The organism is Marinifilum fragile JCM 15579, assembly GCF_001310955.1.
Classification (GTDB): Bacteria; Bacteroidota; Bacteroidia; order Bacteroidales; family Marinifilaceae; genus Marinifilum; species Marinifilum fragile.
In genome coordinates this window covers 16,580-29,627 of sequence record NZ_BAZX01000024.1, presented here as the reverse complement: position 1 = coordinate 29,627, position 13,048 = coordinate 16,580, and the positions used below count along the sequence as shown (strand labels likewise).

Genomic DNA, 13,048 nt, shown 5'->3' with positions numbered 1-13,048 from the left:
ATCCTGTTTTCATCTTTTAAGACATTTGATTTTTGAACTCAAATTTTCTTTTCACGATCGTACTACTTGATGCTTAATTTTGCACCATCCCAAATTTTACCTTGATAAGAAACGATATACTGTTCTCCATCGCTTAATCCTGATAATACCTCTGTCATATTATCTTTGGTTTTGCCAACTCTTACCCAGCGTAACATGGCTGTTCCCATTTGACTAACCGTATAAACACCTATTAGTTGTCCTTTTCTTACCAACGCATCATTTGGAATAAAAATACCTGGCATCCCTCCTTTTTCAATGCTCACCTGTGCATACATGCCACTATATAGTTTTGCCTTTTGCTCTTTGGTGGGTTCCAAAACAATCTTAGCTTCGAATTGGTTCCCGGTATATAAGGCAGAAGGATTTACTTCCGTGATTTTGCCATTCACAATTTCGTTCAAAGCTGTAATTTTCACCTTTACCGCATCATTCTTTTGAATCTTAGAAATCTCTGTTTCCGGAATTCTAGCCATCACCTTATACTCTCCTGGTTTTTCAATGGCCACCAATGGCATACCTGGAGAAGCCAAATCTCCCACATTCATATATTTTCTGGCTATGATACCATGGTAAGGTGCTTTTATTGCCGAGTAGCGCAGCATTTCATTTACTTCAGCTTCCATTTGTTTCACTGCTTCCAATTCGGCTTTAGCTATATTATAATGTGTCGTCACATCATCCATTTCTTTTTGCGAAGCACTTTTTTGTTCGAACAGAACCGTAAATCTCTTGTAATCCTTCTCTGCATTTTCAAAGGCAGCTTCCGCTTTAATCATATTGGCTTTAACCTGTGCTTTTTTGGCTTGAATATCCTGATCTTTAATCTGAACCAACAACTGGCCTTTGCTTACTTTTTGACCTGGCTCCACATATATTCTTTCAATTTGACCCATAATTCGGGTACTAAGGTTTGAATGAGTTTCTGCCTCGATCTTGCCTGAAAAGTTAAATAGTTCAGGTTGGTTTAGCATTTTAACGGTTTGTACGCTTACCGCAACATCAGCTTTGTGATTTTCCTTTCCAGTTGATTCACTACCGCACGATTGGAATCCCCAAGTAAGTGTGGCAGTTATTACGATCAATAATATTGTCTTAGAGTTCATATTTATTATTTTTTTGAGATTTGTTTTGTTTATTGTAATTCCTTTTCAAGCAATAATTCCAGTTGGAAAACTGCTACATGATATTGATACAATGAGTTGATATAATCCAGATTTTTCATCATCGCCATCGACTCCGATTGTAATACATCAATTGTTTTTTCCAAACCTTGCTTGTACCTGTTGGTTCTGATTCTAAAAGCCTCTTCTGCCTGATTCTTGGCCATTTTACTCATCTCAATTCTGTCGAAGGCAACTTTCAGGTTTCTTTTAGCACCTTGTATTTCCATACTCGATTTGGATTGATAGTCCGCAAGATCCAGTTTGGCAATTTTCAATTCTGCTTTGGCTTTCTGTACTTTTCCAACATTTTTATAACCACTGAAAATATCCCAGGATAAACTTGCACCTATCATGTAATTATTAGCCGATGTACCAAGAAGTTGAGAATCATTCCATTCATAAGTTCCAAAAGCATTCAAACGAGGTAAGAACCTCATTTTTTCAGATTTTAACATATTCTCACGTGCTTCCAAACTTTTCTTATAAGCCATAATGTCGGATCGCATATCTTCATTCTGATCCTTATTTATAGCTTGTAAAAGAGAAGGCTTTTGATCTAATTTTTCGATAGTCACAATTACAGTTTGAATATCCAGACCTAGAATATATGCTAAAAATTCACCCGCCTGTTTTTGATTATTCTTAGCATCAGCCAGTTGATTATTCAATTCCAACACTCGAACTTTGGCAGATAGCAAATCTGCCTCTTTTACATATCCTTGCTCCAAATTGTCTTGGGTAAGTTTTAGAGCAGATTTCGCCGCTTCCATGGATTTTTCAATTACATTAACGGCTTCCTGCGCCAATTCCAGTTGGTAGTAAGCCTTCTTTACCTCAAACTTGGTAAATTTAATGATTCGCTCGGTTGTAAAATCTACCGCTTCCATTTTAGCATTTGCTGCCTTTCGCCCATACAAACCATCAAAATTAAGAATGGGTTGTTGAACTTCAATTTTTGTATTGTAGTTCTCAATTCGATCTGGATTATTTAGCAAGACTGGATTAAAATCTGCTTGTGAAGTGATTTTCTGTTTCAGCTTAAATCCAAACGTTGCCAAAGGATCATTTGTGGTAACCGCAGTATGAGATAAATTTAAATTGGGAAGAAAAACCGAATTGGTTTGACGAAATTCTGCTTTTGCAGCCTTCCCCTGTTCTTTTGCTTTGTTGATTTGCCTGTTATTTTGAGTTGCTTTTTGCAAAGCATCCTTCAAACTTAATTTTAGTTCTGCTTCCTGAGAAAATACCTTAGAGATATTTGCAAATGTCAGAACAAAAGTCAATAGGTAAATAATGTTTCGCATGTTTATTTATTGATTGTTTATTGATTTCGGTTCAAATGTATATACTTTAATCTACATATCCAAACATCTAGATACCTGTAGTTTTATTTAAATTTGTTGATTAAAGCATAAATTAAGATTAGCTATTGAAATTTAGGAAATTATGAAACAAAAACCAATAAATACTTTATATAATATTATCTATCTGATTAAAATCTAATCTCATATTTTAAATTGAATACACATGTAATTACAAAAAAAGGCTTGCCATAAAGCAAGCCTTTCAAATCATCCTATCTCATTTTATTTTTCCAATTCTTTTCGGAGTAAGTTCAATACTTTAAAAGCTGAGACCTTAATATTTCTTTCTCTTACTTTATATAAGTCGAGTTTTTCCGATCGCACACCAAAATCTCCAGCAATAGCAATCCAAACCGTACCAACAGGTTTTTCATAGGTTCCTCCATCAGGACCTGCAATACCAGAAGTTGCTACTGCATAATCAGTATTTAGTACCTTCCTTGCTCCCACAGCCATTTGTTCAACCACCTCTTGACTCACAGCTCCGAACTCCTCCAAATCTTTAGAATCTACTCCCAATACATTTTCTTTGATTTCATTAGAGTAGGAAACAACGCTTCCTTTAAAATAAGCAGAACTACCTGCTTGTGAAGTAATCAAGTGGGCAATATACCCCCCAGTACAACTTTCTGCAGTTCCCAGCGTTTTCCCTTTTGCTAGTAAAAGTTTGGCTATACATTGCTCAATATCCACATCGTCGTAAGCAAAAATATTACCCGGAATTATCTTTTTCAACTTCTCAACTTCTTCATCAACAATCTTTTCAAGTGTAGGTTTATCCTCTCCAGTAATACTTAAACGCAACCTTACTTTTCCTGGTGAAGGCAAGAATGCCAACTTCATTTGTCTTGGTAGATTTTCCTCCCAATCACTCAACATATCAGCCAGAACCGACTCTCCTATTCCTTCAGTCATAATGGTTTTATGCACAATTGCAGGAGTTTCAAAATGCTCGGTAATTGCTGAAATTAAACCGTTCTGCATGATTCCTTTCATTTCGAACGGAACACCAGGCATTGATATTAAAACCCGATTGTTTCTCTCGAACCACATGCAAGGAGCGGATCCAAAATTATTAGGAATGATTCTGGCACCATCAGGAATAAGAGCTTGTTCCCGATTGAATCGATTCATGGGTATACCATACTTTGCCAATCTATCCTGAACTTTCTGATATAATTCATCATCCTGAATAAGCTTCATTCCAAAATAATCACTCAAAGTCTTCTTCGTGATATCATCATTTGTAGGACCTAAACCACCCGTCATTAATACAAGAGGAGATCTTTTCAAGGCTGCTTCAACTGTTGTTACAATATCATTCGCCTCATCCGATATACTTGTGATTTTTGATACACTTATTCCATATTTGTTTAGCTCCTTCGCCATCCAGGTAGAATTTGTGTCCACAATCTGCCCAATCAATATTTCATCTCCAATGGTAATAATTTCTGCTTGCATTCCTTTTTTAAAATTAGTCTTTGTTTCTGGTAAAATTAATTGCTTTCAACCTTTGCAATAATGTTGGATGCGAATAATAGAAAAACACATACGCCTTATGTGGTGTAAGATTACTTAATGTACTTACCGATAGTTTTATTAAAGCATCCCCCAGCGATTGTCCATCGTAGTTTTGTTTTGCATATTCATCAGCCTGATATTCATTTGCTCTTGATAATAAATTCATACCTAATCCTAATATGCTTGAAATTGGAGAGTAGAGTATTCCAAAAGCAATCAATCCTAAATGGAAACCATGCTGTCCAGATCCGAGAGCAGCCGATAAGTTTTCATTGCCAATAAATAGAGAAAAAATATAAAACATCAATCCAGTTTGCAGTAATGACAAAATGATTCCGCCTCGGGTATGCTTTTTCTTGTAATGACCAATTTCATGGGCCAAAACCGCAACAATTTCTTTGGTTGATAATTCACTGATCAGTGTATCAAACAGAACAATTCGTTTCTTAGCCCCCAAACCACTGAAGTATGCATTTCCCTTCGACGATCTTTTTGAACCATCCATCACATATACATTATCAAGTTTAAAACCTGTCTTGTCGGCAAACTTTTGAATCTCATCTTTTAACGCACCTTCCTCCAATGGAGTCTGCTTGTTAAATAATGGAACAATTAATGAGGAATAAAACATGGTCATGAATATCATGAATGCGGCTAAAACAGCCCAAGCCATCCACCAGAAGTTATCGGTAGTCTGGAGGTATATCCAAATTAATAAGGCTAACAATCCTCCACCAATTAGCATGCCCAGTAATCCTCCTTTGATCAAATCTAGCATAAAAGTTTTTAGTGTCATTCTGTTGAATCCATACTTCTCTTCAATCACAAAGGTTGAATAATACGAAAATGGCAAACTGATGATGCTTGATGCGAGCATAATAACTCCAAAAAACAGTAGAGCCAACCAAATGGGATTGGTGGTATATTCTCTTACCAACTGATCTACCCAAGCAAATCCGCCCAGAGCAATCATTAGAAAACTTGTTAAAAAACTTATTACAGATGAGATAAAACTAAACTTGTATTTCTCTTTCTGATATTCCTGAGATTTTAGATATTTCTCTTTCTCGTAGATGCCTTCTAAAACTTTAGGAAGCGTTGGAGACCAATTTCTTAGATTCAAAATATCCAATATACGTTCAAGAATAAAATCAAAACTCAAAATGATAAGTATGATGTATAAAATTGTTGTTGCATTCATTTCTCAATTTTTTATTTGCCAAACAAAATTAAAAAACCCCTGAAATTATACACTTTCAGGGGATCTTTTTTATTCTGTTTTCTCTTTTCCAAAGAACTTGTCTAGTAAATAATCATTTTGCGTTCTACTGATTAGTTCTTTATAATACTCTTTTACAAACTTAAATTCCTTAGGTTCTTTTTCTAGCTCTTGATACTTTTTAATTGCTCTTCTCGCCCAATGACTTGCCTCTTGAAATTCTTCCTTTAATTCGTAGGCCAAAGCCAAATTGTAACTCGCTCTACCTGCCAATTTTTTATCGTCTGATTCTACATGTTTTTTCCAAACTTCCATTGCTTGGTCAATGCTATTATTATTCAAATAATAACTAGCCAGCGAAAAATCCTGATGCCCGGAAATAAAGTATTTCCTTGTGAAAGAAACCCATTGGGGAGAAATTAAATCTGCATAATTTCTTCCTATTTCATAGGAAACATCTGCATTTATTTTCTGACGAGATGGCATTTTTTCCTTCATCAACCTATCGTAAGAGTACGCACTTACCTCAGTGTAAAGACTATCCGCAATTATTCTGGTATCATGGTATTTCTTAAGTAGCGGATCGTAAATTCTCCAAACCACAAAATACTTCACATCAGTAATCCCCCAAGATTCCTCTCCAAGAATGGTCTCAAATTCATTGAAAATTTGTAAATCTTCCAAACATACAAGAATATCAGAACCGGTCTCATTACAAATGCTATCAATTTGTTCCCATAAAACTGGATCGTATTTTCTCTCCCCTGAAATGTGTTGCTCTGGCAAGCGAATATATGATACACTATCCAATGAAAAATATTCGGATATATTTTCACTAAAGCCCAAGTGACAATTTAAAGCACGAATTTCATCATAGCTAGCTGTATCTTTATAAGTTATTAAATTTAACTTATAATAATCGGACAATGTATCCGAATCAAAACTCAAGTTTCGATCTACAAATCCAATGGTTTTAACATCAGGAGGAATAATTACCTGGGGAGCTTTTAAGCCCTCAAAATTATACAAAGCCATGGTTTGACAACCTGCAAAAAGAATTGATAAAACACCTAATAAAAGGAATTTTCGAAATTTAGGTTTTGCAAAAGATATCTGTTTTGTCATTAGTGCAAAATTTCATGTGGTCAGGATTAATTTCCCAGCCAATATTTTCTCAAAAACCATTCCAAAATCATTAATATGATAATAAAACTTAATAAATATATTAAACTTACAGCATTACCATAGTTCGTTTCATAAGAAATTGTTGATTTTTTATATAAATTATTCTGAAAATGAGTTTTAATCTTGTTTGAATCAAAACTATTAAAGTAGATTCCATCAGTACTCTCTGCTATTTGTTTTAGTACCATTGGATCCGCTTGCAGATGTTTCGATTCAACATTATTTAAGCGAACTATAAATTCACCTGAACGCTCCAAATTCTCACTTAATCCAGCTGTTTGAACTTTATAGTTGTATATTCCATTTTTCAAATTATTAATGGTTAATCCATAATCATTCTCATTTCTAGAAAACTGATAATTATATGTATTGCCATTTTCATTAGTTAATACAAATTGAAGGTCTACATTGTTTATCAATTGATAACTCTTATTATACAATTCCGCTTGAATTTCCACTTGACTTCCTTCTGAAAAATCTTTATCATGTCTAATAATTAACTGATCTTTCCTCTCTTTTAAGGCCAAATATTGGATAATTCTATTGACGAAATCATTAAAATATATATTTGAGTCAAACAATTGAAACTCACTCAATTTCCAACGCCATATTCCTTCTCCAAATATCCACCCCACTTTGCGATCTTGTACAGGTGAAAATGCAATTAATGGATATTTCGTATCTACTCCTTTTATTTTCTGATAAGCTAATATTTGAGATTCATTGTTCAAATTAATATCACCAAAAGGAGTTAAAACCGGAGGTAACTTCTCAAATATATTCTTCTCTCTCGATTGTAAATTAAATAAGGAGAAATTCTGATTCTCCAAATAAACAGCATCCTGATAATATTCATTTTCAATATTTAAACGAACTCCCAGGTTTAAAGAATTCAATACATTCAAATCTGAATTTGCTCCCACAAAAATTAATGCTGGAGTCTTAACCAATTCAATTTGTTTGAACAAATCTTGATAATTCTTATTCTTGGATGGTATTTGGTACAATATTATCAAATTGGTTTCTTCAAAGTTTATTTGCTTCTGATTTAGATTAACCAATTCACAATGCAAATTAGAGTTCTCCAAAATTGCTGATTTGATAGCTGCAATATCTGGATGGTATTGATCGAAAGCAACAACAATTTTTCTTTTTGAATCCAAAATATCCACAACAAAATCAGCTGTATTATTTTTTAAAGTATATTCATCAAAAGCAGAACTGACTTTTACATTATACCTTTGCAATCCTTTTTGTTTAGCATCTAACAAATAATCTTTTTCCAAGTAAAAGTTATCGCCTGCTATATTTATTTCATCTTGTAATAAGATCTTAGCCTTATTTCTTACCTCAACTAGTAGTTTTTTGTCTCTAAAATTTAGAGCCTTAATTCCAACCTTTACTGGCAATTTGGTGTTTGTAAAACCAATTCTATTCGATTTTAAAAAGTAAATCGATACATCTTTAATTTCTGCTGTATCCCCCAATTGAATAGTGTGAATTGGCATCCCCATATCTGAACTTAAGTAACGAGGATTCGCACCGGAATTGTATAATCCATCGCTGGCTAACAGCATCTGAACATTTTCCAAATTTCCATAGTTGTCTTTTACAAACTGAAACAAGGAAGAAAAATCAGTTAAAGGTGCATTAAAATCCAGTTTCGATAAAGCCGACACTTTTTTACCAAAACTTAAAGACCTAATATCATAATCATCTTGTAAGGAAGCGATCAGTTCATTAAAATCAGAAGGATATTGATTCAAATAATAAGATGAGTCCAGTCCCATTTTTATGGACAATGAATTATCATGCGCGATAATTAAAACCGGTTTATTTTCAATTCTCTTTTGATACCTGATTCTTGGTCCTATTAATAAGAACAACAAGAAAAAAACAACTAAAAAACGTAAACTGGCAAGTATTGCAATCTTCCAGATAGTTATTTCTTTTATTAAGCTTTGTTTATAAAAATACAAGCAATATACAATTGCTGTCGAAAGCAAAAATATCGGCAATATCCACCACAATGAGTATTCAGTAACCAGAGAAATATCCAACTTTATTCTTTTTTATGTAGCAAATGTAATAAACTATTCCTTATACAAATTATTAACCTGAGTTCTATTGTTCACTTACATTTTTGCTTTTGTAGGGTCTTGTGAAGCTCATTTATTTGCTTTAGAGCCGCAGAACCATACCAAGGATGTAATTCCATTACCAACCTACCTGCTTTTATTGCAGGATCTGTTTGCGTTAAAGTTTGAGCTTCCTCAATGGTTTCAACATCGAAAATATATATCCCTCTGATCTCCCCATCATCAAAAAATGGACCTGCCAAAACCAATTTACCTTCTTCAGCCAGTCTTTCAATATTTTCCAAATGGGCTTTCTGTAGATTAGCAGCCGTAATAGAATCCTGATTACGAACTGGCCCTCGCTTTAAAAATGCCATAACATACTTGCTCATACCATACTGGTCAGCCTTTAATTTAGTTGCTAATTCAGCATTGTATCCCTTTTTTATTTTGTTTTCATTGCTTGGGTTAAATCGGCATGATAATAACATCCCCATGGCAATAAATAGTCCATATTTAAAAAGTTTCATAGCATCTATTTTTATTCTGATTGAATCTAAAAAAGCAAGATAATTAAAGTTTTAAACTTCTTTAACACTTTTTGGCAGTGCTTAACCATTTTTGAACTTAAATTTGTACTATAACAAAACAGAAAAGTGGTTTTTTCATAGAGTTATAGGGTTATAAAGTGAATATAGAAAAGTCGGGGTGGTTCCCGACTTTTTTGTTTATCCTATTTCCTATAAATAAAGACTTTTACATCACTCCATTTTAATTCTGCAAAAAGAATTCCAATGAAAATGAGCAATCCTCCAATTATGGTTTGTTCAGTAAGTTGTTCATTCAGATAGAAAAAGGCTGTTATGGCAGCAAACAATGGCTCAAATGAAAAAATAATAGAGGTTGTAATTTCCGAAATGTACTTTTGATAGTAATTCTGAGCTGTATACATATAGGCGGTAGCAAACAAGGCCGTAAACAATATTGCCTGCCACAATTTATATTGCGTTGGGATATACAAATCACCTTTAATTCCAGCATAAGCTGTACACAATACTCCTACAATAAAAAACTGAGTAACCGACAGCAATATCCCATCACACTTTTTACTAATATTTCCGACCATAATGATATAGATAGCAAATAGAATGGCCGACAGAAACACCCAGCTATCACCAATATTAAGATTTAAACTACTACCCAATGTGAGCAAAGCAAGACCTGATGTAGCTAAAACAACAGCAATAAAAATATTCATCGCGGGTAATTTTCTTTGCATTACAGACAAAATAAGTGGTACAAAAACCACCGACAAGCCAGTGATGAATCCACCTTTGGATGCACTCGTATATTGCAATCCTATTGTTTGAGCGAGAAAACTAAACAAGAGAGGCAACGACATGATAGCTCCGTATTTTATGGTATTCCAATCTATCGTCTTTAAGCGTTTTATAAAAATAAGGCCAAGCACTATTCCGGCCAGTAAAAAACGATAGCCCAGAAAACCAGATACACTCATCAATGAGATTGCATCCTTGATAAAAACAAAGGTCATTCCCCAAAAAATGGTTCCCAATAATAAGAGTAAGATCGATTTCGTTTTTAAATTCATAAGATAATAATCAAGTTTATAAACAGTTAACTCAAATACAGACAAAAAAACTTGACCTCGAAGAAAGTGAGAGCGAATTACAAATTTCGAAAGTAAGGCCTTGTAGATAAGCATTACTATATATTTGAATTTTTTGTACAACAATAGCTTCATAAATCATAGAATTTATAATGAAGCTATGGTACACAGAGGAGATCTGTGATGAGCTCTGGCAATATTCGAAGTCTTCCATAGCATGGAATATCACCACGTTTTAATGCTCAATCCGCCACGAATATATACATTTTCACTTTCAGGTCAAAAAATTATTCCTAAAGTAGGGGGTACTTCCTATTTCAATTGTCTTCCTCTTGATTTTTATAATATTCACTTGATTAATGATTCATGAAAACAAAACATTGCATTGTTATATACCTACTGATATTGCTGGGAAATATTCCAGCTAATGCATTAAGCATTAACACTCAATATTACCAGACAATTAGAGGAAAATTGATTGACCACGAAACCAAGCAAGCTCTTATAGGTGCTAATATTGTTATCCTAAATTCAGAGCCATTTAAGGGAACAGCCAGTGACATTGATGGTAATTTTATTTTAGAGAAGGTGAAAATTGGTAGAGTTTCTCTTTTCATTAGTTGTATGGGATATGAGGCCAAGACTATTGCCAATATAGAAGTTGGTTCAGCCAAACAAATAATTTTGGAAATTGAATTGGTGGAATCGGTAACAAACATACAAGAGGTTAAAGTTTATCCCAAAACAGCCAAACATGAAACACTGAATAAAATGGCAAGCGTGAGTGGACAAGCTTTTACTGTGGAGGAAACAAGCAGATATTCCGGAGCGCTAAACGACCCAGCAAGAATGGTCTCAGCCTATGCAGGGGTCTCTTCAGATGGGGAAGGTTCCAATGAAATTATCGTAAGAGGGAACTCTCCCAAGGGAATTCAATGGAGGTTGGAAGGAGTAGAAATTCCCAATCCTAATCACTTCGCTGATGAAGGCTCAACTGGAGGAGCTGTAAATGCATTGAATAGCAATTTACTTCGCAATTCTGATTTCTTCACAGGGGCATTTACTGCAGAATATGGCAATGCCTACTCAGGTATCTTCGATATCAATTTACGATCGGGAAATAATGCCAAGCACGAACAGACATTTGGGTTTAGCACTATGGGCATGGATTTCACTCTTGAAGGACCATTAAAAAAAGGTTATTCCGGTTCTTATTTAGCCAATTATCGTTACTCTTCTCTTGAGCTTTTGAACAATGCTGGCGTCATTGATTTTGATGGTATTCCTAAATACCAAGATGGTTCATTTAAGTTGGTATTGCCCACAAAAAAAGCTGGTAAATTTACTTTCTTTGGCTTGTTTGGAAAAAGTAACATGATCAATAAAGAAGAAAATGATGAAGAGACTATTACATTGGGTAAAAATAAAATCGAATCCAATTTAAATATAGTTGGAGTTACAAATCTATTATCACTAGGCAAGAAATCTTACCTTAAAAATACACTTGCATGGTCAGCAACAAACAGTAAGTATCAATCTGAAATATTAGGTGATGACAATATGATGTTCTCCGCTTTACAGGAAAAATATCAACATGATTATCTAAAATTTAATTCTACGTTCAATACGAAGTTAAATGCTAAAAACAGCTTGAAAGTAGGATTACAGTTCACTCGTTTGGGTTTTGATATCAATAGCAAGAATGATTTTAAAAATTCAGGTTCATTTATTACTGATGTTGATTCAGATGGAAATTCTCATTTCATTCAATCCTTTGTAAATTGGAAATATCGAATCACATCCCAATTGAGTCTGGTAACCGGTGTACATGCCAGTTATTTTGCTCTGAATGATGATTACAGCATTGAACCTCGCGCAGGCTTAAAGTACAAATTTCTTTCCAACCAATCTATATCATTCGGATTCGGTGTTCACAGCAAGTTAGAAAGTCTCTCTACTTATTTCATTCAACAGAATAATGAAAACAATATTCCATATAAGCCCAACAAAGATTTGAAAATGAGTAAAGCCAAACACTATGTCATTGGATATAACAACCAATTGAATCACAACTTACATTTTAAGGCAGAAGCTTACTATCAGGATTTATACCATTTGGCTGTTGAGAATGATCCTAAAAGTAAAATCGTACTTCTAGATATAAAAGAAGGCCTGGCTGATTATGACTTTGTGAACAAAGGAACTGGTAAAAACTATGGTGTTGAACTTTCGCTGGAACGATTTTTCTTCAACAATTTCTATTATCTGTTTACCGGATCGTTGTACCAATCAAAATTTACAGCATTGGATGGCATTGAACGAAATTCGAGATACAACGGAAATTATACAGCCAACCTTTTAATTGGAAAGGAATACAAAGTAGGCAAGAAAGGGTTAAACAGAACTGGCTGGAATGCGAAAATTACTTATCGTGGTGGTCAATATTATACTCCTGTTGATTTGACAAAGAGTCGAGAAGCTGGAGAAACCATATACAAGGAAAACAGTGAATTCTCAAAGCAGGGAGATGATCTTTTCATCTTGAATCTAACCTTTAACTATAAAATAAACCGAAAGAAAATCCGTCATGAATTCAAATTGGACTTGAAAAATGCAACCAATAATCAGGCGAAAATTTTGGAGCGATATAATAAGGCTACCCGGGAAATAGAAAATGGTGAGCAATTGTCCCTATTACCAAGTTTATATTACATTTTATATTTCTAGATTACTATGAAATAACAAGCTCAATCATAAACAAGACCTGAACCACACAAGGATGATAGTACACTTCTTCCTGTGTGGATTCTGCATTTAAAAATATTAACTTTATCAAACTTAAAAAA

At 34.1% G+C, this 13,048-nt stretch carries 9 protein-coding genes; 1 reads left to right on the top strand and 8 read right to left on the bottom strand.

Annotation, left to right across the window (positions count from 1 at the left end; all coding sequences use genetic code 11):
- Positions 1 to 62: 62 nt before the first annotated feature.
- The 8 genes from JCM15579_RS15270 to JCM15579_RS15235 all read right to left on the bottom strand — a co-directional run bounded on the left by JCM15579_RS15270 (position 63) and on the right by JCM15579_RS15235 (position 10,184).
- Positions 63 to 1,145, bottom strand: coding sequence for an efflux RND transporter periplasmic adaptor subunit (locus tag JCM15579_RS15270; RefSeq protein ID WP_054721326.1), 1,083 nt, complete (start codon positions 1,143 to 1,145; stop codon positions 63 to 65).
- 29 nt (positions 1,146 to 1,174) lie between these two features.
- On the bottom strand, positions 1,175 to 2,509 hold the full coding sequence (locus tag JCM15579_RS15265) for a TolC family protein (RefSeq protein WP_054721324.1): 1,335 nt from the start codon (positions 2,507 to 2,509) through the stop codon (positions 1,175 to 1,177).
- A gap of 282 nt (positions 2,510 to 2,791) precedes the next feature.
- Positions 2,792 to 4,030, bottom strand: coding sequence for a competence/damage-inducible protein A (locus tag JCM15579_RS15260; protein ID WP_054721322.1), 1,239 nt, complete (start codon positions 4,028 to 4,030; stop codon positions 2,792 to 2,794).
- Positions 4,031 to 4,043: 13 nt separating this feature from the next.
- The gene (locus JCM15579_RS15255) at positions 4,044 to 5,291 is read right to left on the bottom strand and encodes a M48 family metallopeptidase (RefSeq protein WP_054721320.1); all 1,248 of its coding nucleotides are present in this window, start codon (positions 5,289 to 5,291) and stop codon (positions 4,044 to 4,046) included.
- 69 nt (positions 5,292 to 5,360) lie between these two features.
- Complete coding sequence (locus tag JCM15579_RS15250) at positions 5,361 to 6,434, bottom strand: DUF6340 family protein (RefSeq protein ID WP_054721318.1); 1,074 nt, start codon at positions 6,432 to 6,434, stop codon at positions 5,361 to 5,363.
- Between the two features lie 26 nt (positions 6,435 to 6,460).
- Positions 6,461 to 8,284 (bottom strand): hypothetical protein, encoded by a 1,824-nt coding sequence (locus JCM15579_RS15245; RefSeq protein ID WP_157471505.1) that lies wholly within the window; start codon positions 8,282 to 8,284, stop codon positions 6,461 to 6,463.
- 341 nt (positions 8,285 to 8,625) lie between these two features.
- Positions 8,626 to 9,102: a YciI family protein gene (locus JCM15579_RS15240; protein ID WP_083464712.1), complete on the bottom strand. Its 477-nt coding sequence runs from the start codon at positions 9,100 to 9,102 to the stop codon at positions 8,626 to 8,628.
- Between the two features lie 203 nt (positions 9,103 to 9,305).
- Positions 9,306 to 10,184 carry a DMT family transporter gene (locus JCM15579_RS15235; RefSeq protein ID WP_172677449.1) on the bottom strand — a complete coding sequence of 293 codons (879 nt, stop codon included), beginning with the start codon at positions 10,182 to 10,184 and terminating at the stop codon, positions 9,306 to 9,308.
- Between the two features lie 384 nt (positions 10,185 to 10,568).
- Between JCM15579_RS15235 and JCM15579_RS15230 the strand changes: the two genes are divergently transcribed.
- A complete protein-coding gene (locus tag JCM15579_RS15230; RefSeq protein WP_083464711.1) occupies positions 10,569 to 12,929 on the top strand; it encodes a TonB-dependent receptor in 2,361 nt (786 codons plus the stop codon).
- The last annotated feature ends 119 nt before the right edge of the window (positions 12,930 to 13,048 follow it).

Bases quoted from the DNA above. Each gene is read 5' to 3' on its own strand.
- JCM15579_RS15270 (WP_054721326.1), bottom strand. From the start codon at position 1,145: ATGAACTCTAAGACAATATTATTGATCGTAATAACTGCCACACTTACT.
- JCM15579_RS15265 (WP_054721324.1), bottom strand. From the start codon at position 2,509: ATGCGAAACATTATTTACCTATTGACTTTTGTTCTGACATTTGCAAAT.
- JCM15579_RS15260 (WP_054721322.1), bottom strand. From the start codon at position 4,030: ATGCAAGCAGAAATTATTACCATTGGAGATGAAATATTGATTGGGCAG.
- JCM15579_RS15255 (WP_054721320.1), bottom strand. From the start codon at position 5,291: ATGAATGCAACAACAATTTTATACATCATACTTATCATTTTGAGTTTT.
- JCM15579_RS15250 (WP_054721318.1), bottom strand. From the start codon at position 6,434: ATGACAAAACAGATATCTTTTGCAAAACCTAAATTTCGAAAATTCCTT.
- JCM15579_RS15245 (WP_157471505.1), bottom strand. From the start codon at position 8,284: ATGGGACTGGACTCATCTTATTATTTGAATCAATATCCTTCTGATTTT.
- JCM15579_RS15240 (WP_083464712.1), bottom strand. From the start codon at position 9,102: ATGAAACTTTTTAAATATGGACTATTTATTGCCATGGGGATGTTATTA.
- JCM15579_RS15235 (WP_172677449.1), bottom strand. From the start codon at position 10,184: ATGAATTTAAAAACGAAATCGATCTTACTCTTATTATTGGGAACCATT.
- JCM15579_RS15230 (WP_083464711.1), top strand. From the start codon at position 10,569: ATGAAAACAAAACATTGCATTGTTATATACCTACTGATATTGCTGGGA.